The organism is Comamonas sp. A7-5 (genome assembly GCF_039581385.1).
Lineage (GTDB): Bacteria > Pseudomonadota > Gammaproteobacteria > Burkholderiales > Burkholderiaceae_C > Comamonas > Comamonas thiooxydans.
Genome location: NZ_JBCPWO010000001.1, coordinates 394535 through 420673, shown reverse-complemented (window position 1 = coordinate 420673; position 26139 = coordinate 394535). Strand labels below are relative to the sequence as shown.

Below are 26139 nucleotides of genomic sequence, written 5' to 3'. Positions count from 1 at the left end.
CAGTATTCATGATGGATTTGTTTCACTAAAGTGTGAGGTATTGCCACCTTCCTACATTTCTCGTGGACTCTCAATCTTTGCTGCTGATCCAGGCGGGCACGCTGCCCGAGGACATTCGAGTCATCGCAGGCGATCTTCCCCAGTGGTTTCTGGCAGCTGCCGGCTGCAGGCCCGAAACCATGGACATAGTGAAGGTGTATGAAGGAGAACCTCTGCCCGAGCCCGGGCAGCACCGTGCGGCGATCATCACGGGCTCGTGGTCCATGGTGACCGATCAGCATCCCTGGAGCGAAGCGACCGCCATATGGATACGGCAGGCTGTGACACAGGGGATGCCTCTCATGGGAGTTTGCTATGGGCATCAGCTTATGGCTCATGCACTGGGAGGAGCAGTGGACTACCACCCTGACGGCAGAGAGATGGGGAGTCTGGAAATCGAACAACTGGCGGTTGCTGAGCCGGACGACTGGCTTGCCGGATGCCCACCTCGCTTCCTGGCCCACCTCACACATCTTCAGACCATCCTGCGCCTGCCCAATGGAGCCAGGGCATTGGCTCGCTCAGCTCGCGATCCCCATCAGATAGTCCGATACAGCCCCACCGCGGTGTCCGTGCAGTTTCATCCAGAGTTCACATCGGAAGTCATGGCAGCCTGCATCAATGCAAGAGTGCAAGTGCTGCGCGCGGAAGGTCTGGATCCAGCAGCCATGCTGCAAGGTGTTAGTCCGACACCAACGCCGTTGATGCTGCTAAGGCGCTTCATCGAAACACATGCTGGCACCGTTTCAGCAGGCAATTCAGCAGCCTCGCTGAATGTCGCCATGGGCAACCACCCGGAATTACCTCAAGGAACAGCGAAATGAAGAAACTCGGCCTCATTGGTGGCATCGGCCCGGAGTCCACCGTGGCCTATTACCGAAAGATCATTCACGGCGTTCAGACACAGACGGGCAAGGAGAATCTGCCTCGCCTGTCCATCGAAAGCCTCAACGCTTTCAAGGTGTTCAGCCTCTGTCGTGAACGCGAGTTTGAGCAGCTTGCCGACTATGTGCTCGGGGCAATTCACAGCTTGGCCGCCGGTGGTGCGGACATGGTGGGTTTGACTGGCAATACGCCCAACATCGTTCTGGACCGCATACTCCCGCTGTCGCCGGTTCCCATAGTGAGTGCCATTGATGCCACCTGCAACGCGGCACAGGAGCGAGGCGCGCGAAAAGTCGGTTTGTTGGGTACCGTGTTCACCATGACGAATACATTCTTCAAGACACCTTTTGAAGATCGGGGCATACAAGTTATCGTGCCCAGTGAGCATCAGATTGCGCAAATCCAGGCCAAGATCGAGGCCGAACTTGAGCATGGCCTTGTCAAAGAGAGCACTCGCCAGGAGTTCGTTGCCATCATTCAGGATTTGCAGCAACGTGAAGGTATCGACCATATAGCACTCGCCTGCACTGAACTGCCGCTGATCCTTAGTGACCGCAACAGCCCTGTTCCCTGCCTTGATACCGTCGAAATCCACGTAGAGGCATTGGTTCGTGCGGTACTTTCGAGCTGAGCCTACTTCAGGCCCAGCTACCAACGTTACTGCGGTCTTCTCGACCGAACAGCGACAGATTCAATCGGCCCAGCCGTTCAGACGCCGGTTCGGCATCTGCAATGCCACCTTGTACATTGCATCTCACTTCAAGGGGACTTCAAGCTTGGTCAAGTTGCCAGCCAACTTGTACAAGTCGCTATTGGTGCCCACGAGGCGCTGCTGAAGTTGGCTGCATTGATCGTCGATGCACGCCTCATGGATCGGGGGTGCTCTTACAGTTGGACCGTGCCTTGCATGCAGGTGACTGTGTGGCCTCCAATCCACAGTTGTTGCTGTGCATCCTGCTGCACGGACACTCGGCCGTTGCGGCCCACGCGGATCCCTTGGCTTGCCACGTAGGGCGCCTGCATATGTTTCTGGGCGATTAGCCACTGAGCCAGGCTGCCATTCAGGCTGCCGGTAACCGGGTCTTCCACACCGGTGGTGGAAAAGGCGCGCACTTCGAGTTGTGCCTGTGTCTCCTGACAGGCATCGCCGATCAGTGGCATCGCATTGGTGGCTCGATACAGAGCAGCCACCCCTACCTTATGGCCCAGGGCCTTGATGCGTGCCAAGTCGGGCTCCAGGCCGAGAACGCTGTCGGTATTGTCCAGCAGCAGGCACAGCCACTGTGCTCCATTGTCCAGGTAGGCGGCATCCTGCACCTGGGCTGCGTCTATGCCCAGAGCCTCGTAGATCAGGTGCAAATGGTCAGGCAGGGGCAGGGCCTGGTGGGCCGGAGTGGCGAATGCCAGGCCGTGGATCGAGCGCTGGATGGGGATCAGACCCTTGGCGCACTCTTGCACGATGCGCTCTGGATGCTTGGGGACCCCGCCCTGGGCGAGCCAAGCGTGGCAGGTGCCCAGCGTCGGGTAGCCGGCAAACGGCATTTCGGCAGTCGGGGTGAAGATGCGCACTCGATAGTCGGCGCCCAGGGCGCGGCCCGCGTCCGTCGGGGGCAGGACAAAGGTGGTCTCGGACAGGTTGGTCCAGCGCGCAAAGTTTTGCATCTGTGCATCGTCAAGGTCGCGCCCATCGAGCACTACAGTCACGGGGTTGCCGCGGTAGGGCACGACCGTGAAGACATCCACGGTCATGAAAGGGCGGGGCTGAAGGGCGATGGCGGTGCTCATGGCGGAGGGATGTTGGTGTGGACAGCGGCAAACAGGAAGGCGCACAGCCTGCGAGACGTTGCGCGCGGGGCAGGGTATGCCTGCGACGAGGGTGACGCTGAATCATGTCATACGCTTGCTGGCGTTTTCACTTCGGAGCGGCTGCTTTGTGTTGCATCGACCGGTTGAATCCGCCCTGTGCAGCGGGCAATAACATGAAAATCCTGATCTGCTCGCTAGGGCGACAACCGACTTAGGGTTTGCAGAAACCCGCGCGAGTGGGCCGATTGCAAGGCACAGCCGGCTCTGGATCACGCCACAGCCCGACTTTGCGTGCCATGGCCTCTTGCTCGGCAAACTCATACTGTCCCCGCGCCTGGGGAGACTGTTCGTGGCCACAGGCGCGGTACCATCGGGCCATGCCTTGGGTGATCATGGCCAGGCCGGCATCGAGCGTGCGCGGCCCGCTGGGTGCCGATGCAGGCGTCACCCAAACAGAGCAGATCTGTCGCTGGTACCGATCTGTCTTGGTGCAGCGCAGTTCGGTCTCCTTAAGAAATGTCAGCTCAGCCAATGCTTGTCGGGCTCTCTCGCCGAATGGTTGCTTGCGCTCGGGTGCATCGATGCCCTGCAGCCTGACCGTGACCTGCTCATAAGCGCCAGGCTCACCGCAGCGCACGGTCAGGGTGCGACCGTCGGAGATGCCGATGACGAGGCAGAGAAGGGTGGCGGCAAGCATGGCTTCAGTCTATTGGGCAAGAAAAAGGCCCGCAACGCGGGCCAATCATCAATCCAGATAGATGTACAAGTTGTTGATTTCAATTGCCTGCGATTGCTCGGCTTTGTTTGATTCTTCAGGCCATCTTCATGGCTGGAAAGCAAGCAAATCAACAGCTTGTATGTATAAAGGTGTCTGCAAATGCCACCGGCTCGTCATCCTGAACCGGGGGTTCAGGTGGGCAAGAGCAACCTATCGTTGGGTTCATCTGACGCGAGACGATCACGCTCAATAGGTGATTTATCAAGCCCATGCTCGTTGAGCATTGGTTCAAGGAAATATAAAAACCGGCAGATTTGCAGACGGTTTTATTCTAACGGGTATTGGCAGTCGCGCGGAGGTCATGACTGCTTTGCTGCTGAGGTTACCCAATCAGAGCAGCCTGGCGTCAGCATCCAGTGCCTGATCGAGCTTGAGCACCAGTTGCTCGGCAAGCTCCTGCTGGCGCTGCAGCTCAGCCTGGGCGGCCTCATTGATCTCGGGGGGCGCGAACTGCTCCTGAGCATGCGCCTGCATTTCTGCCTGGGCGTTGGCCATAAGGGCTTGCTGGGCATCGCGGTCAAGCACGTCGAAAGCCATATTGAGGGCTGCCAGCACTGCCACGCGCTCGCGCGAGCGGACCTTGCCGCTGTCGCGGATGCGGGTCATGGCTTCATCCACGCGGCGAACGGCTTCCTGCACACGTTCTTCTTGACCATCGGGGCAGGTCAGCACATAGCTTTGCTGCATGATTTGCACATCGATCTGCTTCATGGGCGTCAGTGGCGGGTCTGGTGATGGAGGGTGACGACTGTCACTCTCCCTGGTTGGCGGGCAGGCGTTCGATCAAGGCATCGACGCGCGCACGTGCGGCCTGCAGGCGCAGACGCAGCAAATCGCGCTCTTGCGTCAGAGCGATGACCTGATCGGTGAGCAGGGTGTTGGTGCGCTGCAGTTCCTCGTGGCGCACCAGCAGACGCTCTACGCGCTCGGCAATGAGATCAAGAGAGGGCTGGGTGGTCATAGACTCTGCCATTGTAGGTCTTGCAGTCCGTGGGTGAGTATAAATGTGCAGGCAAATTCAGCAGTTTGCGCTGGAGCACAGGCTGCTTGACTGCCGCAATCGTAAAACTGCAATATTTCTCTCAAAATCGTAGCGTGCTGCACAAGTTCTGTGTACCTCAAGTGCATATTTAAGGTAAAAAATCGTCACCTGAGCCGCGCTCGGTTACTCCGAATGAAGGATTTGCGCCGCGTGGCGCTCATTACAATGGGCGCCTGTTGGTGCTCGAGGTCGCTTTTCTGTGGTCTCAGTTCAACGGGAAGCAGGGAGGTGCTGGCCAGACACACTGGCACACCGAACCTGCGCTGCCCCCGCAACGGTCGGCGAATGGAGTGCTGCGGCATTCCACCTTTTTCCCCATGGCCACTGGCGCTGCGCGCTGGGAAGGCCGGCAAGAGGATGATTCGCCTAGCCCGGATACCGGCCAACATGGGTTGCCTGCATTCTGTGCAGGTATGTTTGCTCAATGTCGGCGGGTAGGCTGATGTGGGCGTATTCAAGTGTGCTTTCCATGAGTCCGCAATCTTCGTCCCTGCGCATGGCGCAGGTGGCTTCGCGCGCACGCGCATCGTTTGTTCTCCGTCCCACTCTTCTGGCATCTGCGTTGGCCGTGGCGTTTGCCGCACAGGCTCAATCAGCTGCACAGGCCGATGCGGTGCACATGAAAGAAACCGTGGTCACCGCCAATCGCATCGAGCAGCCTTTGTCCGATCTGGTGGCCGATATGTCGGTGGTGGGCCGTGAAACGATTGAAACTGCGGGTGCCGTGGGTGTGGCCGATGTGCTCTCGCGTCTGCCGGGTGTGCAGATGGTGCGCAACGGCGGCGCCGGCTCGACCACCAGCGTTTATCTGCGCGGTGCCGACACGCGTTTCACAGCCGTCTACATCGATGGTGTGCGAGTGGATTCGCAGTCCACGGGCGGAGCCTCCTGGCAGGACATCCCACTGGAAGCGATCGACCGAATTGAAGTGTTGCGTGGCCCGGCTGCGGCTGTTTACGGTTCTGACGCCATGGGCGGCGTGGTGCAGATCTTTACCAAAAAGGGTGAGGGCAAAGCCAAGCCCTATGTGGGCCTGGGCTGGGGCAGTCGTGGCACGGTAAAGGCGCAGGCCGGCGTCAGCGGCGGTGTGGCCGGCTGGGATTACAGCCTGGGTGTTTCGCATGCCAGCAGCAACGGCTTCAATGCCAAGACCTCTTCGGGCTTCAATCCCGATGCCGATGGTTATCGCAGCAACGCCTTCAACGGGCGGGTGGGCTACCAGATCAACAGCAATCACCGTGTTGAAGCCACGGCTCTGACCAGCTATATGAACGCGGGTTATGACGCCACCGTCTCCAAGAGCAGCCCCATGGCCGATGACCGTAGCATCTACAAGATGAATGCGGTGGGCCTGAACTGGCTGGCCAAGTGGAGCGATGTCTACAGCACACGCCTTCAGTACACACAGTCGCGCGATTTCTACCAGACCAAGCCCAGCGTCTATGAAACCGACACACGTTTGCACAGCTATCTGTTCCAGAACGAGTGGCGGCTGGGAGCACAGACCGTGACGGCCGCGCTGGAGCGCCGCGAGGACAAGCTAGTCAACAACGGCCTGGATATCGGCAGCCGCAATCGCTCTCAGAACGCACTGGCACTGGGCTATGGCCTGCATGCGGGCAAGCACACGCTGCAGCTCAACGCCCGTCATGACCGCGACAGCGAGTTCGGCGGCCACACCACGGGCAGCGCTGCGTATGGCTATGAGTTCATGCCCAACTGGCGCGCAACCGCATCGGCCGGCACTGCCTTTCGCGCACCTACGCTCTATCAGCGCTTCAGCCAATATGGCGATGCCAGTCTGTCGCCTGAAAAAGGCCGCAACGTGGAGCTGGGCCTGAAGTGGGGTAAAGGCAGCGACAGCTTCTCGGCCACGCTCTACCGCAACAATGTCTCCAATCTCATCAACTATGTGGGTGGGACGGGCTCCTGTGCGGGCAATACCGGCCTTTACGGCGGCTGCTATGCCAATGTGGCCAAGGCCCGTTACGAAGGCATCACCCTGGCCGCCACCACCCGTTTGGCCATGGTGAATCTGCAAGGTTCGGTGGACTTCCAGGATCCGCGCGATACCGATAAGGATCTGCAACTGGCTCGCCGCTCCAAGCGCTACGCCAATTTGTCTGCCGACACCACGCTGGCCGGCTGGAGGCTGGGTGCCGAAATGCAGGCTGCCGGAAAGCGCTTTGACGATGCGGCCAACAAGACCGTGCTGGGCGGTTACACGCTCTGGAATCTGAGTGCGCAAAAGCAGCTGACGCGTGAATGGAGCCTGGTGGCGCGCATCAACAACCTGGCCGACAAGCGCTATGAGCTGGCTCGAACCTACGCCACCGAAGGCCGCAGCGGCTATATCGGTGTGAAGTGGGAAGCCAGGTAAGAGGCCATGACAGTCATCGCAATGCATGAAACCGGCCTGCGCTGCCCGGCGCTGCTGATCAGTGCTCCGGCCTCCGGCCAGGGCAAGACCACCATCACGGCTGCCCTGGCTCGCCTGCATGCGCGCCAGGGACGCAAGGTGCGCGTATTCAAGTGCGGACCGGATTTTCTGGACCCCTATTGGCACGAGCTGGCCAGCGGTTCGCCCGTGCATTCGGTGGATTTGTGGATGACGGGCGAGGGGGATGTGCGCCAGCGTCTGCATGAGGCGGCCCAGGAGGCTGACCTGATTCTTGTCGAAGGCGTGATGGGCCTGTTCGACGGCAACTTCAGCGCGGGCGATCTGGCGCAGTTGCTGGGTCTGCCCGTGCTGGCCGTGGTCGATGCCTCGGCCATGGCGGGCACTTTCGGGGCGCTGGCTTATGGCTTGCAGCATTACCAGGGCGGTCTGCGCTGGGCCGGCATGCTGGCCAACCGCGTGGCCACGGCCCATCATGCGGATCTGCTCAGGCAAGGCCTGCGCGAGCAGTCGCTGTGGCTGGGTGCCATGCCCGGTGTGCAACTGGGCGATGCAGCGGTCAAGGCCAGGTCTGCGGCGCTGCTGCCCGAGCGCCACCTGGGCCTGATTGCAGCCCACGAGCTCGGCGATGCGCTGCAGCGCTTGGATGCTGCGGCCGATGCCCTGGCCCAGACGCCGCTGGGGCAGAGGGCCTGGAGTTCGGACGACGGTCAGCCCAGCTGGCAGGACTGGTGCGTGGACTTTGCAGCGCCGGACATGTCCCGCGATCAAGCGCGGCTGGAGCCCTGGCTGAGCGGCCGCCGCATTGCCATTGCGCGCGATGCGGCGTTTTCCTTTATTTATCCCGCCAATCTGGACTGTCTGCGTGCCATGGGGGCCGAGTTGTGCTTTTTCTCGCCGCTGGCTGGCGATGCGCTGCCGCCCTGCGATGCGATCTGGCTGCCCGGCGGCTATCCGGAGCTGCATGCCCGGGCTCTGCATGAGAACCGGCAGTTGCGTGACGGCATTGCCCAGCATATGGCGCAGGGCAAGCCGGTCTGGGCCGAGTGCGGGGGCATGCTGGCGCTGTGCGATGGAGTAACTGCCCTGGACGGTAGCACCCAGCCCATGTGGGGGCTGCTGCCCGGCCAGGTTGTGATGCAGAGCCGGCTTGGCGGTCTGGGCATGCAGCAGCTGGCACTTGATGCGGGCTTGCTGCGCGGCCATACCTTTCACTACACAAGGCTGGAGACGGCCATGCCGGTGCTCACGCGCAGCAGTCGCCCCGGCGCGGCCGTACAGGCCGACCGTGGCGAGGCGCTTTATCAGCATGGCAGTGTGCAAGCCAGTTACTTTCATGCCTGGTTTCCGTCCTGCCCGTCGGCTGTGGCGGCGCTTTTTGGCGCAACAATCGAAAGCTGAGCCTTTAGTCCATCACCATGAGCCCTGCAAGCACAGTCTCCTTCATCATGCCGCGTACCCAACTGATTCTGGGCGGGCAAAAAAGCGGCAAATCCCGTCGTGCAGAGTTGCTGGCGCGCCAGTGGCTGCAGACGGATGCCGGGAATCAGGCGGCGCTGGTGGCGACCGGCCAGGCCTGGGACGCGGAAATGAGCGAGCGCATTGCGCGCCACCAGCGCGACCGCGCCGAGCGCGTGCCAGGCATGCTGACCATAGAGGAGCCTCGCGAGCTGGCCCAGGTGCTGGCCCAGCACAGCAGCCCGCACCGGCTGCTGGTGATTGATTGCCTGACCTTGTGGCTGACAAACTGGCTGATGCCGGTGCAGACCGGGAACTCCGAAGACAGCCAATCTCCAGCTCCCGACTGGCAATCACAGCTAGCACTCTTTCTGAAAGCGCTTGATGAAGCAGCCGGCCCCGTCATTCTGGTCGGCAACGAAATCGGTCTGGGCGTGATTCCCATGGGGCGCGAAGTGCGCGCCTTTGTCGATGCGCTGGGCTTGCTCAATCAGCAGGCGGCAGCGCATTGTGAAAGCGTCACGCTGATGTGCGCCGGCTTGCCTCTGGCATTGAAAGGGCCGCAGGCATGAGGGCCACCGTAAAACGGCTTGCCGCTGCTGCGCTGCTTGTTTGCGGCCTGGCTGGGGCTTTGTCGGTGGCGGCGCAGTCCGTGCAGATCACCGATGCACGTGGCGCGCAGGTGCAATTGGCCAAACTGCCGCAGCGTATCGTCAGCCTGCTGCCCTCGCTGACCGAGAGTCTGTGCGCACTGGGCGGTTGCGAACGTCTGGTGGGGGTGGATCGCTATTCCAACTGGCCAGCCCATGTGAAGACCGTGCCCGTGGTGGGTGGCGGGCTGGATCCGAATATCGAGGCTATTGTGGCGCTAAAGCCAGATCTGGTGCTGGTTTCCATGGCATCACGGGCCATTGCGCGAATGGAGGCGCTGGGCCTCAAGGTGGTGGCGCTGGAGCCACGCACCCACGAGGAAGCGCGCACCGTGATGCAGAAAATAGGTCAGCTGCTCGCCTTGCCGCCCACACAGGGCGCAGACCGCGTCTGGGCCGGGATCGAAGCCGACCTGAACAAGGCCGCTGCCAGCGTGCCCGAAGCCATGCGCGGTCAGCGTGTGTACTTTGAGGCCAGTCGCGGCCCGTATGCCGCCGGTGAAAAATCCTTTATCGGCCAGACACTGACGCGGCTGCATCTGCGCAACGTGGTCGACGCCAGGCAAGGGCCGTTTCCGCGCCTGAATCCCGAATATGTGGTCAAGCTGGATCCGGACATTCTGATGGCCGGCGAGCGAGCCTGGAAAACCGGTGTGCCGGAATACCCGGGCTGGGCCCAGATGCGGGCGGTGAAGCAGGGCGCGATCTGCGCCTTCACGCCCGAGCAATCCGACATTCTGGTGCGCCCAGGCCCCCGCATGGCCGAGGGGGCGCAAATCATTGCCCAGTGTCTGCAGCGTCTGGCGGCGAGGCAGGGCAATAGCCCATGAAGGCCTGCATCTCCAGTCGTCATCGCAGGGGGCAGCGCGGGCTGGCCGCTGCTTGGCTGCTGCTGTGGCTGACGCTGGCTGCAGCTTTGCTGGCGCTGCTGGGTGCGGGTATCGGCAGCACCGGGTTCGAGAGCGTGCTTCATGCCCGGCATGATCCGCTGGCCTGGCAGATCGTTATGGATATTCGCCTGCCACGCACGGCGGCGGCCTTGCTGGCCGGAGGCCTGCTGGGGCTGGCCGGAGCAGTGGCGCAGGGCGTGTTTCGCAACCCCCTGGCCGATCCTTATCTGCTGGGCAGTGCCTCGGGCGCATCGCTTGGGGTGGCGCTGGCCATGGCCGCCCTGGGTGTCTCTCCTTTCGCTTTGGCCGGTCTGGCCCGCTGGGGCGTGACGGGCGCGGCTTTTGCGGGTGCTGTGCTTGCCGTGGTGTTGACCCTGGTGCTGGCCAAGGGCGTGCAGAACACCATGCGCCTGCTGCTGGCCGGCGTGGTGGTGGGCGTGGTGCTGGGCGCCGCCGCATCGCTGGTGTTGCTCATGAATCCCGACATCATGCAGGCCATGCAGTCCTTCATGCTTGGCAGCACGGCGTTTGCGGGCTGGAATGCCTGCGCGCTCATGCTGTGGGTGCTTATGCCCGCGCTGGTGCTGGCCTGTAGCCTGAGCCGCGTGCTCGACGGGCTGGCACTCGGCGAGGCCACGGCCCATAGTCTGGGTCTGCCGCTGGCGCCGCTGCGCCTGCTGCTGATCGTGCTGCTGGCGCTGGCCACGGGCACCGCCGTGGCGCAGACCGGTTTGATCGCTTTTGTAGGCCTGGCTGCGCCCCATCTGGTGCGTTCCATGGTGCGCGCGCTGCACCGCTGGCTGCTGGTGCTAAGCAGTCTGATGGGGGCGGTGCTGCTGCTGGCCGCCGACCTGCTGGCGCGATGGTTGATTGCTCCTCAGGAACTGCCGGTGGGCGTGCTCACCGCCGTGCTGGGCGGCAGCTATCTGCTCTGGCTGATGCACAAGCGTGGCGCCATGCCGTCTGGAGAGGGCACATGAGCGGCAATATCGAAACCGGTATCGCATTGGCGACCGAGGCCCTGAGCGTGCAGCTGGGCGAGCGCGAGGTGCTGCGTCAGATCAGCCTGCGCATTCCCCAGGGCCGCTGGACGGCCATCGTTGGCCCCAATGGCGCGGGTAAATCCACGCTGCTGCGCGCCATGGCCGGCATGCGTGCCGCCAACCAGCGGCAAGGCGGCGCGGTGCTTTTGCAGGGCCGCAAGCTGGGCGACTGGAATGGCCGCGAGCGTGCCAAGGCCCTGGCCTGGCTGGGCCAGAATCAGCCTGTTGCGGCCGATATGGCCGTGTATGACGTGGTCATGCTGGGGCGTTTGCCCCACCAGGGTTGGCTGGCTCCGGCCTCGAACGCCGACCGGCAGGCCGTGGAGCAGGCGCTGCGCCAGACCCATGCCTGGGACTGGCGCCAGCGCAGCATAGGCCAGCTATCGGGAGGTGAACGTCAGCGCGTGCTGCTGGCAAGGGCCCTGGCCGTGCAGGCCCGGACTCTGCTGATGGATGAGCCACTGGCCAATCTTGACCCGCCGCATCAGACCGACTGGATGCTGACGGCCCGCAGTCTGGTGCAGCAAGGCGCGACCCTGGTCAGCGTGCTGCACGAGTTGTCCTTTGCCCTGCTGGCTGACGAGATGATCGTCATGCAGGCCGGCCGTATCACCCACCAGGGCGCTTGCAGCGATCCCGCTACCCATGCCGCGCTGGAGTCCGTGTTTGACCGGCGCATACAGGTGCGCGAACTCGATGGCCTGTGGCTGGCCTTGCCGCGCCTGAGCTGAGTCCGGCTGAAATTCTTGATTTTTTGCCCTTTAGCCATTGATAGACAAGCGAGATTAGCTATGAATATTGAAACTCCTCCCACCGAGAAGCCTTACGAAAAGCCCGAGGGCGAACGCCGCGGCCTGATCATCGTCAACACCGGCAATGGCAAGGGCAAGAGCACGGCCGCCTTTGGTCTGGCCTTCCGAGCCACGGGGCGGGGAAAGGCCGTCAAGGTCTATCAGTTCATGAAGGTGCCAACGGCCCGCTTTGGCGAGCACCGCCTGGCCGAGCAGGTCGGTCTGCCCATTGAAGGACTGGGCGATGGCTTCAGCTGGAAAAGCAAGGATCTCGATCACTCCGCCCAGCTGGCGCGTGACGGCTGGGAAAAGGCCAAGGCCGATATTCTCTCGGGCGAGCTGTTTCTGGTCGTGCTCGACGAGATCACCTATCCGCTGATCTACGGCTGGCTGCCGCTGCAGGAGGTGCTGGACACGCTCAAGGCACGCCCCAAGGATGTGCATGTCTGCCTGACAGGCCGCCGCTGCCCGCAGGAGATCATCGACATCGCCGACACCGTGACCGAGATGACGCTGATCAAACATGCCTTCCAGGCGGGTATTCCCGCTCAAAGAGGTATCGAAGACTGATGGCTTTTGCCATGTCTGTGGCGCGACAATAGTTCCATGACCGAATCCAAGACCAGCTCCTTCGCGACGATTGCCGCAACGCCTTTCACCGAGGCCGAGCGGGCTGCCGTCTATCGCGCCATCTATGAGCGCCGCGACATGCGTCATTTTGCGGGCGGTAAGGTCCCCGACGAGGTCTTGCTGCGCCTGTTGCGTGCGGCGCATCACGCGCCCAGCGTGGGGTTCATGCAGCCCTGGCGCTTTATTCGGGTCAAGAGTGCCGAATTGCGCTTGCAGATCCACGGTCTGATCGAGGAGGAGCGCGTGCGCACCGCCCATGCCCTGGGCGAACGTGAAGAAGACTTCATGAAGCTCAAGGTTCAGGGTGTGCTCGATGCGGCCGAGGTGCTGGTTGTCGCCATGCCGCCGGGACGCGAGGCGCATATCTTCGGTCGCCGCACCCTGCCCGAGATGGATATCGCCAGCAGCGCCTGTGCCATCCAGAATCTCTGGCTGGCCGCGCGTGCCGAAGGTCTGGGCATGGGCTGGGTCTCGATTTTCGATCCGCTGGCGCTGGCAAGGCTGTTGCAGATGCCTGAAGGTGCCCACCCGCTGGGCGTGCTCTGCCTGGGCCCAGTCGATGCCTACTATGCCGAGCCCATGCTGCAGCAGGAAAAATGGGCCTGCCGTGCGCCTCTGGAAGACATGCTGATGGACGATGTCTGGGACGACTCGCGTGTGGTGGCCGCGGCGACCAAGGGCAAGCCGGGCAGCGGGCCGTGCGCCGCGAAGGACAAAACAGACGCATGACAAGTTTTGGCTGGACTGAGCTGATCGGTCTTTCTCTCAGTCCGCTGGCATGGCTCTATCAGACATTTACCGCCAGTGATCTGGCGGCGCCCAACTGGGCTGCCAATGTGCAGGCTGGCTTGCTGGCCTTGCTGGTTGCCTTGCTGCTGGACCGGCTTTGGGGCGAGCCGCCGGTGTGGCTGCACCCCGTGGTGCTGATGGGCAAATTGCTGGGCTGGTCGGGGCAGGCGCTTGCACCGCGTGTTGAAGTGCAGAGTGACTATCTGCGTTTTGGCCTTGCAGCGATTGTCTGGTGTGCGCTGGCAGCTCTGTTTTTCATGGTTTATGGCCTCGCCCAGTTCATGCTGGGTTTTGCACCCTGGTGGCTCTGGGGGCTGGTGATGGGGGTGTTGCTCAAGCCGCTGCTGTCCTGGCGCATGCTCAAGGATGAGGTGCTGGCCGTGGAGGCCGCACTGCAGCAATCGCTGCCCGCAGGGCGGGAGCGTCTGAGCTGGCTGGTGAGTCGCGACACGACACGGCTGGACGCGGCCACCGTGCGCGAAAGCGCCATCGAGACGCTGGCCGAGAACCTCAGCGACTCCGTGATCGCTCCGCTGTTCTGGTTTGCCGTGGCCGGCTTGCCCGGGGCGGCCGTCTATCGTTTTGCCAATACGGCCGATGCCATGTGGGGCTATCCCGGCTGGCGAGGCCAGGGCGAGCGCCGCCGCCACTGGCAATGGGCGGGCAAATGGGCGGCCCGCGCCGACGATGTGCTGAACTGGATTCCGGCGCGCATCACCGCCATGTGGCTGGCGCTGCTGGCCGGCGGCCTGTCCTGGACCGGTTTGAGGCGCGATGCTGGCGTGACGCCATCGCCCAATGGCGGCTGGCCCATGGGAGCCATGGCGCAGGCGCTGGGGGTTCAGCTTTCCAAACCCGGCGTCTATAGACTCAATCCGCAGGGGCAGGCACCGCAGGCGGCTGATCTGAAGCTGTCTGTAAAATTGGCATCAAAAGTGATCAAATTGCATGTGCTGCTTGCATTGATTGCTATGATTTTGATGTTTCTGTGGAGAGGAAGGCTGCTTGCCAATGTTTGATGTGAATGCGGCAGCCATGCATGGCGGTACCGATGCGCTGGGCGTTCCGGCGCATGATTTTTCGACCAATCGCAATGCCTGCGGGCCTTGTCCCATGGCCGTGAAGGCGTTGCAGGCCGCCCATGTAGCGCAATACCCCGATCCGCAATACGGGGCATTGCGCGCGCAGCTGGCGGCTTTTCATGGCGTGGCGGTAGAGCGCATCCTGATCGGCGGCAGCAGCAGCGAGCTGATTCATCGCCTCACGCTGCACGCTGTGCGCAGCGGTGCCAAAAGCGTGCAGTTTCCCCAGCATCACTATGGCGACTATCTGCAGGCCGCGCGGGTGTGGCGGCTGGCGCTGTGCCGCCGCACAGAAGCGGTCGTGGCGCCGGTGCTCAGCTGGGCCTGCGAGCCTTCAAGCCCGCTGGGGGCGATGGAAGACATCTGGCCTGCCTGGCAGCAGCCGCCGGCGCAGAAGGAATGGCGCGTGCTGGACTGCGCCTACCGTCCGCTATGGCTGGAGGACCAGCCACCAGAGCGCAATCTCGACACGGTCTGGCAGTTGTGGACGCCGAACAAGGCGCTGGGCATGACGGGTGTGCGCGCTGCCTATGCGATTGCGCCCATGCATGCCACTGCCGCAGAGCTGCAGGCGCTGAACGCGCTGGCGGCATCCTGGGTGGTGGGCTCGCATGGAGTGGCCATGCTGCAGGCCTGGGTGACGGACGAGGTGCAGCAATGGCTGGCCCACAGCCTGATGACCTTGCGCCGCTGGAAGGCGCAGCAGCTGGCGCTGTGCGAGAGGTTGGGCTGGCAGGTCGTCCCCGGTCATCAGGCTAATTACTTTGTCGCAGGTCTGCCGCAGGCAGAGCTTGCGGCGCCTCTGGCCGGCCTGCGTGCCCAGGGCATCAAGCTGCGGGACTGTGCAAGCTTTGGTCTGGCTGGCCATGTGCGGTTGGGTGTGCTGCCGCCCGTGTCGCAGGCCGCGCTGGAGCAGGCCTGGAAAAGCATCCAATGACCTTGCCGATCAGACCTGATGGGCGCAAGGCGCTACCATTTCCCATGGACACTGAAACCTTGAAGCTGCGCTCGGTGCTGGTGGAGCGCTATGTCACGCCGCTGCGCGAAGGCGGCTCCATGCCGGCAATTGTCGAGACCGACGATCTGGGCACCTATGTGCTCAAGTTCCGGGGCGCCGGGCAGGGCGTGCGCGCGTTGATGGCCGAGATCATCTCTGGCGGCATGGCACGTGCGCTGGGCCTGCCGGTGCCTGAAATCGTGCTGCTGCACTTGAACGGCGACCTGTCCCGCACCGAGTCCGACCCCGAGATCCAGGACCTGATTCGCGCCAGCGACGGGCTGAACGTGGGGCTGGACTATTTGCCGGGCTCCATCAACTTTGACCCGGCGGTGGACGTGGTGGACGATGACTTTGCCTCGCGTCTCGTGTGGTTCGACACCCTGGTCAGCAATGTGGACCGAACGGCACGCAACACCAATATGCTGATGTACCAGAAGCAGCCCTGGCTGATCGATCATGGTGCGAGTCTGACGTTTCACCATGCCTGGAACGGAGTGGTTGCTGATCCGGCCAAGCCTTTTGCGCCCAGTGCCGAGCATGTGCTGCTGCCGCAGGCCAGCCAGCTGGCGCAACTGGATGCGCAACTGGCCGCCAAGCTTGGGCCCGAAGTGCTCAAGAGCATCGTGGACGAGGTGCCCGACTGCTTTCTGGAGCAGGCCGCTGCCGACAAAGAGGGTGATGTGCTCAAGAATGTGCAGGCCCATCGCGCGGCCTATGTGGATTATTTTGCGGCCCGGCTTGCCGAGCGTGGCCGCTGGTTGCAAGGAGTGATCGATGCACGCGCATGAGGTCTATGACTACGCCATCGTGCGCGTGGTGCCGCGCGTGGAGCGTGAGGAATTTGTAAATGCGGGTGTGATCCTCTCCTGCCAGCGTACCGGCCATCTGCAGGCTGCGGTGGCCCTTGACGAAAAGCGTCTGCTGGCGCTGGACCCGAATGTGGATCTGGAGGCCGTACACCGTCATCTGGGCTCCATCGTGGCCATCTGTGAAGGCCGCGCCGATGGCGGGCCGATCGCGCAGCTGCCCATGCGGGCGCGCTACCACTGGCTCACCGCCAAGCGCAGCAGCATCATCCAGACCTCGCCCTCGCATATGGGCATGTGCACCCATCCCGGCGAGGCGCTGGCCCGAATCCTGCAGCGTGTGGTGCTGCCGATCCCAACCGAGATTTAAGACATGACAGCACGTTGCATCATGGTGCTGGGCACCAGCAGTGGCGCGGGAAAAAGCTGGGTGGCCACGGCACTGTGTGCCTACTACCGCAGCCAGGGCCTGAAGGTTGCACCGTTCAAGGCGCAGAACATGAGCAACAACGCGCGCGTTGTGGCCACGCCCGAGGGCCGATGGGGCGAGATCGGCACGGCCCAGTATCTGCAGGCGCTGGCTGCGGGGGCCGTGCCCGATGTGCGCATGAACCCGCTGCTGCTCAAGCCCGAGGCCGACACGCACAGCCAGGTCGTGCTGTTCGGGCAGGTCAATGAGGAGCTGAGCGCCATGCCCTGGCGAGGTCGCAGCCTCAAGGTCTGGCCGCAAATCGCACAGGCACTGGACGAGCTGCGTGCCGAAAACGATGTGGTGGTGATCGAAGGCGCAGGCTCACCGGCCGAGATCAATCTGCATGCCAGCGATGTGGTCAATATGCGCGTGGCCAAACATTGCAACGCACATTGCCTGCTGGTCTCGGACATAGACCGCGGCGGCGCCTTTGCCCATCTCTACGGCACCTGGGCACTGCTGCCCGAGGATGAGCAAAAGCTCATCAAGGGCTTTGTGCTCAACAAGTTCCGGGGCGATGCAGCACTACTGGCACCGGCGCCCCAGATGCTGGAAGAGAAGACGGGGGTGCCCACGGTGGCCTGCATTCCCATGCAGTTCCAGCATGGTCTGCCCGAGGAGGACGGCGTGTTCGATGATCGCGGCAGCACGGGAGCCGGGCGGGCCGTTCACACCACGATTGCCATCATCGCCTATCCGCGCATCAGCAATCTCGATGAATTTCAGCCCCTGCTGCAAGTGCCGGGCGTGCGCGTGATCTGGGCTCGCTCTCCCGCGCAACTCGCCGAGGCGGACTGGGTCATTCTGCCGGGCAGCAAGGCCACGGCTGCCGACCTGGCCTGGATGCGTACACAAGGGCTGGATGCCGCCGTCGTCGCTCATGCCGGACTCGGCAAGCGCGTGCTGGGCATTTGCGGCGGTCTGCAGATGCTGGGCGAGGCGCTGATCGATCTGCATGGAGTGGACGGCAATGCCGCAGGCCTGGGTCTGCTGCCGCTGGCGACCCTGTTTGCGCAGGACAAGACCGTGCAACCCACGACCCTGCAACTGCCTGCGTTGCAAGCCCCATGGAATGCCCTGAGTGGCGTGCCCGCACGTGGCTACGAGATCCACCACGGCCAGACCCAGCTGCGTGCCGACATGCAGACGGCCAACGTGCGACCGGCTCAGGAGCTGTTGCCCGGCATGCTATGGCAGGGAGGCAACAGCGCTGTCATCGGTACCTATCTACATGGTCTGTTTGAAAACGCCGAGGTAATTCATGCGCTGTTCGGCCACGATGCACCCAGCCTGGAGCAGGTGTTTGCGCGGCTGGCGCAGGGCGTGGGGCAATGGTTTGAGCCGACCGCGCTCCAGGCTTCGATCTGATTTGTAGGACTGTTCCTGCGGGCGCATAGCCGCTGAGCCGATAAGCCCTGCCTGAGAGTGAGTGCAAGCTGACCGAGCTATTCACTTTTCGGAATGGAGTTGCGTATGGATTTTTTCAAGGTTCAGACTCTTCAACTAGCTTTGGGTGCAGCGGTTTTGTCGCTGGCAGGCATGGCCTGCGCACAAGTGGATGCAGCCAAGCCGGCGGCTGAAGCAGCTGCGATGGATGCGGCCAAGCCTGCGATGAAAAAGCACCACCACCGCCATCATCACAAGGGCCAGCGTCCCATGCGTGAGAGCAATTCGTCTTCACGCGAGGCGATGGCGGCAAGTGCCGAAGCCAAGAAGGGCAAGCTCGACGACGGCCAAGGCCTCAGCCAGTACGAGCGCAATGCCTACGCCCGCTGCGGTGTGTTCAAGACCGAAATCGACCAGCAGGCCTGTATGGCGCGTGTCAAGGATGGCGCTGTCAGCGGTTCGGTCAAGGATGGCGGCATCCTGCGCGAAATCACGGTTGAGGAAGTCATTCGCTGAGGCTTGTGCCGCGTCTTCAGCCAAGGCCCTAAGGGGCCTTTTTTCATGCCGCTCCTGAGCAATCGGCGAACTTGGCGTTCCGGTGCCGATGAAAGCGCGATACTTGCAGGATCCCAAAAACGTGCCTTCCGCATCCCGGTGGTGGATGGCACTCAGGCCTGATGCACCGGGAATGACTGCACGCATGAGTTCCGCTTCTTTTCCCGAATTCCCACCATCCACCATCTGGTCCTGCCCGCAGGTGCAGGATATCCATGACGCGGCGCTGCAAGCCCGTGTCCAGCATCGCCTGGATTTCAAGACCAAGCCCCAGGGATCGCTGGGCGTGCTGGAACAACTGGCCTTGCGCATTGCCGGCATCGTGGGTTGCGAGACTCCCAATCTGTATGCACCGCAGATGGTGGTGTTCGCTGCGGACCACGGACTGGCTGCTCAAGGTGTGTCGGCCTATCCGGTCGATGTGACCTGGCAGATGGTGGAGAACTTCCTCGCTGGCGGCGCGGCCGTAAGCGTGCTGTCTCTGCAGAACGGAATTGATCTGAATGTCGTGGACTGCGGCGTGGCCCGCGACTTTGAGGTGCGCGAGCAGGATCCTGCGCACAAGCTTCCCAAGGCCCATGAGCCACGCCTGTGGCGGCGCAAGGTGGCCTATGGCACGGCGGACTGCAGCCGGGGCCCGGCCATGAGCGAAGCGCAATGCGCGATGGCGCTTCGCAATGGCGGGGAACTGGTCAAGAAACTGCCGGGCAATGCGCTGTTGCTGGGCGAGATGGGCATAGGCAATACATCCAGCGCTTCATTGCTGCTGGCGCGTCTGTGCGGCGAGCCGATAGAGGAAGTGACCGGGGTGGGCACGGGCCTGAGCAGCGAAGGCCTGGCGCGCAAGATCGCAGTGCTCAGGCGGGTGCTGGATTTTCACGCCGACGTGCAAGATCCACTGGCTGTACTGGCAGCTATGGGCGGACTGGAGATCGCCACCATGACTGGAGCTGTGCTGCAGGCCGCTGCCGAACGCCGCCTGATCGTGGTGGACGGCTTTATTACCACGGCCGCCGTGCTGGTGGCCAGCCGCCTGCAGCCCCATGTGCTGCAGCGCTGCGTGTATGCGCATCGATCGGGTGAACCGGGTCATGCCCGCCTGCTGGCCCACCTTCAGGCCCAACCCATGCTGGACTGGCAGTTGCGCCTGGGTGAGGGTTCTGGCGCGGCGCTGGTCTGGCCGCTGCTGCGCTCGGCCTGCACCATGCTCAATGAGATGGCCAGCTTTGAATCGGCTGGCGTCAGCGGCAAGAGCTGAGGAGCTTGAAAAGATATAGCTGAAAGCGCTTTGTGGATATGCATTTGAGGCGTTTTCAGCTCTTTTTTCCAGCTGCCGGTGCCGGGGTTTTGGGTGTGAAATCGCAGTATTTTGAAGCCACGCATTCCCAGCAGCGGGGCTTGCGCGCCTGGCAGACATAGCGGCCCAGCAGGATCAGCCAGTGATGGGAGTCCACCGCGTATTCGTCGGGTACGCGCTTGAGCAGCTGCTTTTCGACTTCCAGCGGATTCTTGCCAGGTGCCAGCCCCGTTCGGTTGCTGACGCGGAAGATGTGCGTGTCCACGGCCATGGTGGGCTGACCGAAAGCCACGTTGAGCACCACATTGGCGGTCTTGCGGCCTACACCGGGAAGGGCTTCCAGCTCTTCGCGGGTTCTGGGTACTTGGCCGCCATGCAGCTGAACCAGCATGCGGCAGGTCTCCATCAGATGCTTGGCCTTGCTGCGGTACAGGCCTATGGTCTTGATGTAGCTCTCCAGCCCCTCAAGCCCCAGATCCAGAATGGCCTGCGGAGTGTTGGCAACAGGAAAAAGCTTGCGCGTGGCCTTGTTCACTCCTACGTCGGTGGCCTGGGCAGACAGCAGTACGGCGGTCAGCAACTCGAACACCGTGGTGTATTCCAGCTCGGTTTGTGGCGTGGGGTTGGCGGCCTTGAGCGCAGCAAAAAACGGCGCTATATCGTTTTTCTTCATGGGCGATATTGTGGCTTGTCGTTCAGGGGGCAACAAAGAAAAAGCCGCTGCGTTACACAGCGGCTCGGCAGGCGGAATCGCAGCAAGTCAGGGATCCAGGTTGTAGCTCAATACAAGGCTGTAGCGCAGTTCCCTATCGGGATTGTTGACAGAGCGATCGCCCAGCGGCTTGCTCATGGCAAGGTCCAGTGCGTAGTGGCGGCTGTCGGAGAGGCGCAGCCCCAGGCTGGCAGAGCGCAGCGTATTGCCGCTGACGCCGCTGGTCTGCTGATGCGTACGCGCCCATTCGTAGAGCAGATAGGGCTCGGCCGACTTGATCCAGGCCTGGTTGATGAGGAATTGGTAGTTGAGCTCGGCACTGGCGCCTACGCCGGAATCGCCTGAGAACTCGCCAGCCTGATAGCCGCGGCCAAAGCGGGTGGATCCAAAGGAGATTTTCTCCGGGATGGGAAGAATGTCGGCACTGTATTGCCCGCCCACGGCAAAAGCGGCGCCCATCTTGTTCGCGAAGCGATGGCGCTGTGCATAGTCGGCGGTGATGCGTGTGAAGTCCAGCTTGGCAGGGCTTTCAAGCTTTTGCAGCAAGCCCTGCCGATAGTAGAGGTCCAGATTCTTGTAGGCCCCCAGGCTGTCCAGGCCGTGGGCCAGCAGGACCGAAGCCGAGCGGGTAGTGTTCTTGCCAAAGGACGCCCAGGCCATTTGCGCATAGAGCGTGCGAACCTTTTCCTCGCGCAGCAGGGAGGCCTGGCTATCGGCCAGTTCACGGCTGTAATTGATGGCATACAGACCTGCCGTGGTGCTGAGCTGGGTGGTATTGCTCAAGATCCATGGGTGGCTGATATTGAAGTCCAGCTTGCGCTGCTGTGTCAGGTCATCAATACCGGGAATGCGCGTTGCCGGCGGGTTGAAGCTGCGGTAGTCGGAATAGCTGACACGTGCTTGCGTGCCTTCGGATGTTAGCTGCTGAGTGAAGCCGATGCTGCCGAAACGCTCCTTGTCGGGGTTTTGCAACATCGCCGAAGCCTGAAGCTGGCTGCCTGACCACAGAGGGTCGTTCAGGGTGAGGGAGGCAATGATGCGCGGCGTGGGCTTGCGCGCCTCGCCCCCAACGGTGACGGCAATGGGCTTGTGCTTGGATTTGATGACCAGGGGCACCGCACCATCGGTGGTGGTCGGCAGATTGGCCGACGCTGTGATCTGCACTCCGGGAAGGCGTGCCATCAGCTGGGTCTGGTGCTGAAAGGTCTTGGTGGTCAAAGGCCTCTCATTGAGCAGCGGCTGGGCAATTTCGCGTATCTGGTCCTCGGAGCGGCCGAAATTTCCCTCCAGATTCAAGCTCTGCACATAGCCTTCGACCACGATGACCTGCACCGCGCCATTGGCAAAGTCCTGCGGAGGAAGGTAGGCAAAAGAAAGGGCGTAGCCATGGCGTTGATACAGCTCGCTGACCTTCTGGGTCGCGGCGTTGAGCTCGCCAACCGTATGCGTGCCATTGATGAAGGGCGTGAAAAGCGCGCTGACCTCCTCGAAAGGAATTGCCGTGCTTCCCTGGACATTGACGCCACGTACCGCGACCCGGAGGTTGATGAGATCCTGAAGACTTGGCTGGGGCTTGTCTATCTGCACCGGTACCTGCTTGGGCTGCTGCTGCAGATTCCTTGCAGCTTCGGGTGTCTGGGGCAGGCTGTTGAGCGGGTTGCCAGCCTGCTGTGACCAAGCCAGAGGAGCCCAGGCTGCAAGTGTCAACGCCTGAATCCTGGAGCCGATGCGGCCCTGTGGTTTTGCTTTTGACTGCAAAAGTCCCTCCTGTTCTATTTTTATGACTCTCATTGTTCCCTACATCCCCAGAACTGGGTATGGGGCTGTCGTAAAAAAGCCCGCCTGAAGGCGGGCCAGGCTCAAGCGGTGCACTGGCCACCGCCGTTTCCCTTATTTGCTGGTTGCGACTGCTCCACCGCCCAGGCCGAGCGCCAGATTGCCACCCAGCAGACCGCCCAGCAGGCCGCCCGAGGCGCTTGCACCACCTGCAGCGCCTGCGCCCGCAGCTACATTGGTCACGCCGCCCAGCACGCCGCCCACGAGGCCGGTGACCGTGCCCACGGTATTGCCGACCAGGCCCGTGACTGCGGTGCCGGCATTGCCACTGCCTCCTGCTGCTCCGCCTGCTGATCCTGCGACACCGCCGACCAGCCCGGTCACGCCGCCCAGAACGCCACCGACCAGATTGCCTGCTCCTGCGACAGGGCCACCGACATTGCCGCCACCGTTTGCTCCACCGGTCACGCCTCCAACCAGGCCCGTGACTGAGCCCAGCACGCCGCCAACAATATTGCCTGCTCCTCCAGCGGATCCGCCTGTGCCGCCCGTGACATTGCCAAGCACGCCACCGAGCAGGCCGCCGCTTGGTGTGCCGGGACCAGTCACCACACCACCCAGGCCGGCCACGGTCTGGCCGACACCCGAGACCACGCCGCCCAGCGGAGCAACAACGGGAACCCCGGTGGCGGTGACGGAAGCCCCCACATGATTGACTACACCGCCCACAGTACCCAGCAAGCTGTTAACCGGCTGGCCCAGGCCAGTGGTCTGAACCAGATTCTGGGTGGTACCGAGTACGGTGCTCAATACCGGTGTGGCGACCTGGCTGACCTGAGTCGTAAGACCCGAGACCAGCGGGTTGCCGGTCAGCTTTGCCACCGTGCCTTCGACACCGGAAACGGTGGCGCCAAGGATTTGTACCGTGCCGCCCGCGAGGCCCGCCACATCGCCGACTACGCCAAGCTGAGGTTTGTCCAGGGCGCTGACCGTCTTGCCCGCAGAACTGACCGCTGCTCCCAGAAAGCCCACCGCGGGAGCCACGCCTTGCAAGGTGGTGCCTATGGGGTCGGCCGTCTTGCCGATCTGGCCCAGACCCGCACTGACGCCGCTACCCACGCTGTTGACGGCATTGTTCACATTGCCAAGAATGCCTCCGGCCGGCTGGGCCACACCGCTCAGAGGCGTGCCGTTGGTGGCCGTGCCCAGAGTGGAGGTCACGATATTGTTGACGTCGCTGATGACGCCGCTTGTTCCGGAAAGCGTTCCTGTGACATCCGCCACAGTGTCGCGCACCGGCGTGAGCGGAGTGCTTGCCACAGGCGGATTGCCCGTGCCGCCATCACCGCCACCGGTGTTGCCACCACCAGTACCGCCGCCTGTGCCTCCACCTGTTCCACCGCCAGTTCCACCGCCAGTTCCACCGCCAGTTCCGCCTCCGGTACCTCCACCAGTTCCGCCTCCGGTGCCTCCACCAGTGCCTCCACCAGCAACAACATCTCCGCCGCCGGTGCCGTCGGGTCCGAGGTCGCTGCGCAGAGAGCCGCTCGAGCCACAGGCAGCCAGACTGGCAACCAAGGCTACGGCACACAGGCTGCGCAGGCTCAGCGGGGTCTTGCCATCAATGGCAACAGACAGGGCCTTGCCGGTAAAAGTAGTAGTACGCATAAATCCTCCATCCCAAAAACAAGTGAAAAAATCCGTCAAATACGCGGTCCGTTGATCGGTAGGCGTATGTTCTTGTCAGAGGCTTGGCGCTGTCCAATTCAAAGTTTGAGACACGAAGTTATGCGCAATTAACAATTGCTATCAACTTTTGCAAATTGGTAGGAGTTTGATTACTTGCCGCATGGAATCGCGCCTACATAAAAGCCACTTCCTGTCTCTGGAGCTATTCGCGCGCCACAATGGGCATCTGCCGCTCAAGCAGCGACGAGATTCCCGTAGCGCTTTAACCTAGAAAACGTATGCAATTTGCCAATCGACTCGATAACGTAGAAACCTCTGCGATCCGCGAACTCTTCAAGCTGCTGGGCAAGCCAGGCATCATCAGCTTTGCGGGCGGCTTTCCGGACAGTGCCATGTTTGACGTAGCCGGGATCAGCGCTGCCTCTGCGGCAGCCCTGCAGCAGGAGGCGGGAGCCGCATTGCAGTACGGTGCGACAGAGGGTTACCAGCCGCTGCGCGAGCAACTGTCGTCCTTTATGGCCGGCAAGGGCGTGCCCGATGTGTCGCCTGATCAACTCATCGTCACTACCGGCAGCCAGCAGGCGCTGGACTTGCTGGGCAAGACCATGGTGGGAGAGGGTGACAAGGTCATCGTCGAAGGCCCGACTTTCCTGGCCACGATTCAGTGTTTCCGCCTCTATGGCGCAGAGGTGATCTCCGCCCCTGTGGATGAGCATGGCGTGAAGACCGACGAACTGGAGCACCTGATTGCCGAGCACAAGCCCAAGCTGGTCTATCTGATCCCGACCTTTGGCAACCCCAGTGGTGCCATGCTGAGTCTGGAACGCCGCAAAAAGGTGCTGGAGTTGGCCGTCAAGTACCAGACTCTGGTGGTGGAAGACGACCCCTACGGCGATCTGTACTTCCATGAAGCGCCTCCTGCCAGCCTGCTGTCGCTGACACGCGAAGTCCCCGGCAGCCGAGAGTGGCTGGCTCACTGCGGTTCATTGTCCAAGGTGCTCAGCCCCGGTCTGCGTATCGGCTGGCTGATTGCACATCCCGAACTGCTTGCTCGCGCCGTGATGTGCAAGCAGTTCAGCGATGCTCATACGAGCACCTTTGCCCAGGCCACTGCAGCCCAGTATCTGAAGTCCGGCGCCATGCCCAAGACCCTGGCCCATGTGCGCGAGGTCTATGCCAAGCGCGCCGAGACCATGGGCGATGCGCTGCGTGAGCAACTGGGCGATGCCGTCGAGTTCGTACAGCCTGCGGGCGGCCTGTTCATGTGGGTGCGCCTGACGGGCGCGCGTGGCCAATTGGCGGATGCGGCTGTGCTGGCCAAGAAGGCCATTGAAGAGGGCGTGGCCTTTGTACCGGGCGCTCCGTTTTATGCACAGAACCCTGATACGGCGACCTTCCGCCTCTCGTTTGCCACGGCTGACGAGGACAAGATTCGCGCAGGCATTGCTCGTCTTGCCAAGGCGCTGAAGTCATGAGCGACAGTCACGAAGCGCTGCAAGAGCGAATCATGGAGCTGGAGATCAAGGCCAGCTACACCGAGGATTTGCTCGAGCAACTCAATATGACGATCTACCGCCAGCAGCAGCAGATCGATCTGTTGATCAATGAGGTGAGGGAACTCAAGCGCCAAGCGCCAGAAGGCGGGGGCGCGATGGTGCGCAATCTGCGCGACGAGCTGCCGCCGCATTACTGAGCACGAATGGGCGATGCGGTCAAGAAAAAGGCCGGAGTGAAAGCTCCGGCCTTTTTTGTGCCCAAACTGCGTCATATCGCCAGCAACCCAAGGCAGTGCATGTGCAGCGCGCTATGAAGTTTGGATTTACTCCAATGGGGTGCTGGCAACGTTCTTCATCTTGCCCAGGAAGAGGCGGGTAAAGAAAGCGGCCATGACGATGATCAGCAAAATCACGGCCAGGCTCATCAGTCCGTAGTCGGTGGAAAAGAGATCGATCATCAGCTTCATGGTGCCTCCCTGTTGAGTTTCCGCAGTCTTGCGGCATGTCTCACTATGGCCGTTTGGTCTGGCTGGAGGCTTGTGCTGCATCAAGCTTTGACTGCTGCCGCTTTGAGGCAGAGCAAGCTGGCGCGCATTGCGAATCCTCAATCCTGGCGGGAGTTTTCAGGGATTTTTGCTTTGAAGCTGCCGAAATTCCTTTCAGAGGAGG

27 protein-coding genes and 1 riboswitch are annotated in these 26139 nt (G+C 62.2%); of the genes, 19 read left to right on the top strand and 8 right to left on the bottom strand.

The features are described from left to right. Positions 1-62: 62 nt before the first annotated feature. Both AAIL67_RS01905 and AAIL67_RS01900 read left to right on the top strand, forming a co-directional pair. Positions 63-863, top strand: coding sequence for a glutamine amidotransferase (locus AAIL67_RS01905; protein ID WP_343483269.1), 801 nt, complete (start codon positions 63-65; stop codon positions 861-863). Then, positions 860-1555, top strand: coding sequence for an amino acid racemase (locus AAIL67_RS01900; protein WP_034407806.1), 696 nt, complete (start codon positions 860-862; stop codon positions 1553-1555). Before AAIL67_RS01905 ends, AAIL67_RS01900 begins: the two co-directional genes overlap by 4 nt. 254 nt (positions 1556-1809) lie before the next feature. On the opposite strand, the gene AAIL67_RS01895 is transcribed toward AAIL67_RS01900, so the two are convergent. The 4 genes from AAIL67_RS01895 to AAIL67_RS01880 all read right to left on the bottom strand — a co-directional run bounded on the left by AAIL67_RS01895 (position 1810) and on the right by AAIL67_RS01880 (position 4469). Beyond that, the gene (locus AAIL67_RS01895; protein ID WP_343483268.1) at positions 1810-2709 is read right to left on the bottom strand and encodes a PhzF family phenazine biosynthesis protein; all 900 of its coding nucleotides are present in this window, start codon (positions 2707-2709) and stop codon (positions 1810-1812) included. Between the two features lie 232 nt (positions 2710-2941). Then, positions 2942-3427, bottom strand: coding sequence for a thermonuclease family protein (locus AAIL67_RS01890; protein WP_045839048.1), 486 nt, complete (start codon positions 3425-3427; stop codon positions 2942-2944). A gap of 411 nt (positions 3428-3838) precedes the next feature. Next, on the bottom strand, positions 3839-4219 hold the full coding sequence (locus AAIL67_RS01885; protein WP_034377466.1) for a cell division protein ZapA: 381 nt from the start codon (positions 4217-4219) through the stop codon (positions 3839-3841). Positions 4220-4259: 40 nt separating this feature from the next. Then, a complete protein-coding gene (locus AAIL67_RS01880; RefSeq protein WP_003063053.1) occupies positions 4260-4469 on the bottom strand; it encodes a hypothetical protein in 210 nt (69 codons plus the stop codon). Between the two features lie 241 nt (positions 4470-4710). Further along, a riboswitch (cobalamin riboswitch) is annotated at positions 4711-4952 on the top strand. A gap of 67 nt (positions 4953-5019) precedes the next feature. Between AAIL67_RS01880 and AAIL67_RS01875 the strand changes: the two genes are divergently transcribed. From AAIL67_RS01875 to cobT, 15 genes are all read left to right on the top strand, one after another. After that, entirely contained in the window at positions 5020-6930 is a 1911-nt protein-coding gene (locus AAIL67_RS01875) for a TonB-dependent receptor (RefSeq protein ID WP_343483267.1), read from the top strand. A gap of 6 nt (positions 6931-6936) precedes the next feature. After that, positions 6937-8349, top strand: coding sequence for a cobyrinate a,c-diamide synthase (locus AAIL67_RS01870; RefSeq protein ID WP_343483266.1), 1413 nt, complete (start codon positions 6937-6939; stop codon positions 8347-8349). A gap of 47 nt (positions 8350-8396) precedes the next feature. Continuing rightward, positions 8397-8978, top strand: coding sequence for a bifunctional adenosylcobinamide kinase/adenosylcobinamide-phosphate guanylyltransferase (locus AAIL67_RS01865; protein WP_343483265.1), 582 nt, complete (start codon positions 8397-8399; stop codon positions 8976-8978). Next, positions 8975-9886 carry a helical backbone metal receptor gene (locus AAIL67_RS01860; RefSeq protein WP_343483264.1) on the top strand — a complete coding sequence of 304 codons (912 nt, stop codon included), beginning with the start codon at positions 8975-8977 and terminating at the stop codon, positions 9884-9886. The genes AAIL67_RS01865 and AAIL67_RS01860 overlap by 4 nt, the downstream gene beginning before the upstream one ends. Further along, complete coding sequence (locus tag AAIL67_RS01855; RefSeq protein WP_343483263.1) at positions 9883-10926, top strand: iron ABC transporter permease; 1044 nt, start codon at positions 9883-9885, stop codon at positions 10924-10926. Before AAIL67_RS01860 ends, AAIL67_RS01855 begins: the two co-directional genes overlap by 4 nt. After that, positions 10923-11720: an ABC transporter ATP-binding protein gene (locus AAIL67_RS01850; protein ID WP_343483262.1), complete on the top strand. Its 798-nt coding sequence runs from the start codon at positions 10923-10925 to the stop codon at positions 11718-11720. Before AAIL67_RS01855 ends, AAIL67_RS01850 begins: the two co-directional genes overlap by 4 nt. 60 nt (positions 11721-11780) lie before the next feature. Further along, a complete protein-coding gene (gene cobO / locus AAIL67_RS01845) occupies positions 11781-12350 on the top strand; it encodes a cob(I)yrinic acid a,c-diamide adenosyltransferase (protein ID WP_003080011.1) in 570 nt (189 codons plus the stop codon). Positions 12351-12386: 36 nt separating this feature from the next. Then, positions 12387-13139 (top strand): 5,6-dimethylbenzimidazole synthase, encoded by a 753-nt coding sequence (bluB, locus tag AAIL67_RS01840; protein ID WP_063660880.1) that lies wholly within the window; start codon positions 12387-12389, stop codon positions 13137-13139. After that, positions 13136-14218 carry an adenosylcobinamide-phosphate synthase CbiB gene (cbiB, locus tag AAIL67_RS01835; RefSeq protein ID WP_343483261.1) on the top strand — a complete coding sequence of 361 codons (1083 nt, stop codon included), beginning with the start codon at positions 13136-13138 and terminating at the stop codon, positions 14216-14218. The genes bluB and cbiB overlap by 4 nt, the downstream gene beginning before the upstream one ends. Further along, positions 14211-15218: an aminotransferase class I/II-fold pyridoxal phosphate-dependent enzyme gene (locus tag AAIL67_RS01830; RefSeq protein WP_343483260.1), complete on the top strand. Its 1008-nt coding sequence runs from the start codon at positions 14211-14213 to the stop codon at positions 15216-15218. The genes cbiB and AAIL67_RS01830 overlap by 8 nt, the downstream gene beginning before the upstream one ends. 65 nt (positions 15219-15283) lie before the next feature. After that, positions 15284-16069, top strand: coding sequence for a HipA family kinase (locus tag AAIL67_RS01825; protein ID WP_343483360.1), 786 nt, complete (start codon positions 15284-15286; stop codon positions 16067-16069). Beyond that, on the top strand, positions 16056-16457 hold the full coding sequence (locus AAIL67_RS01820; protein WP_343483259.1) for a DUF3037 domain-containing protein: 402 nt from the start codon (positions 16056-16058) through the stop codon (positions 16455-16457). The genes AAIL67_RS01825 and AAIL67_RS01820 overlap by 14 nt, the downstream gene beginning before the upstream one ends. Positions 16458-16460: 3 nt before the next feature. After that, positions 16461-17927: a cobyric acid synthase gene (locus AAIL67_RS01815; protein WP_343483258.1), complete on the top strand. Its 1467-nt coding sequence runs from the start codon at positions 16461-16463 to the stop codon at positions 17925-17927. 105 nt (positions 17928-18032) lie between these two features. After that, positions 18033-18461: a hypothetical protein gene (locus tag AAIL67_RS01810; protein WP_063660884.1), complete on the top strand. Its 429-nt coding sequence runs from the start codon at positions 18033-18035 to the stop codon at positions 18459-18461. A 184-nt stretch (positions 18462-18645) separates the two neighbouring features. Next, positions 18646-19758 (top strand): nicotinate-nucleotide--dimethylbenzimidazole phosphoribosyltransferase, encoded by a 1113-nt coding sequence (gene cobT / locus AAIL67_RS01805; protein ID WP_343483257.1) that lies wholly within the window; start codon positions 18646-18648, stop codon positions 19756-19758. 55 nt (positions 19759-19813) lie between these two features. On the opposite strand, the gene nth is transcribed toward cobT, so the two are convergent. The 3 genes from nth to AAIL67_RS01790 all read right to left on the bottom strand — a co-directional run bounded on the left by nth (position 19814) and on the right by AAIL67_RS01790 (position 23953). Next, positions 19814-20470, bottom strand: coding sequence for an endonuclease III (gene nth / locus AAIL67_RS01800; RefSeq protein ID WP_034351836.1), 657 nt, complete (start codon positions 20468-20470; stop codon positions 19814-19816). A gap of 87 nt (positions 20471-20557) precedes the next feature. Next, positions 20558-22216: a POTRA domain-containing protein gene (locus tag AAIL67_RS01795; RefSeq protein WP_343483256.1), complete on the bottom strand. Its 1659-nt coding sequence runs from the start codon at positions 22214-22216 to the stop codon at positions 20558-20560. A 183-nt stretch (positions 22217-22399) separates the two neighbouring features. After that, positions 22400-23953: a collagen-like triple helix repeat-containing protein gene (locus AAIL67_RS01790; RefSeq protein WP_343483255.1), complete on the bottom strand. Its 1554-nt coding sequence runs from the start codon at positions 23951-23953 to the stop codon at positions 22400-22402. Between the two features lie 299 nt (positions 23954-24252). On the opposite strand from AAIL67_RS01790, the gene AAIL67_RS01785 reads away from it, so the two are divergent. After that, a complete protein-coding gene (locus AAIL67_RS01785; RefSeq protein WP_063660887.1) occupies positions 24253-25449 on the top strand; it encodes a PLP-dependent aminotransferase family protein in 1197 nt (398 codons plus the stop codon). Further along, on the top strand, positions 25446-25667 hold the full coding sequence (locus AAIL67_RS01780; protein ID WP_003063015.1) for a SlyX family protein: 222 nt from the start codon (positions 25446-25448) through the stop codon (positions 25665-25667). The genes AAIL67_RS01785 and AAIL67_RS01780 overlap by 4 nt, the downstream gene beginning before the upstream one ends. 126 nt (positions 25668-25793) lie before the next feature. Here the strand turns inward: AAIL67_RS01780 and AAIL67_RS01775 are convergent, their stop codons facing one another. Then, entirely contained in the window at positions 25794-25937 is a 144-nt protein-coding gene (locus AAIL67_RS01775) for a DUF3149 domain-containing protein (protein WP_012837967.1), read from the bottom strand. Positions 25938-26139 lie beyond the last annotated feature (202 nt).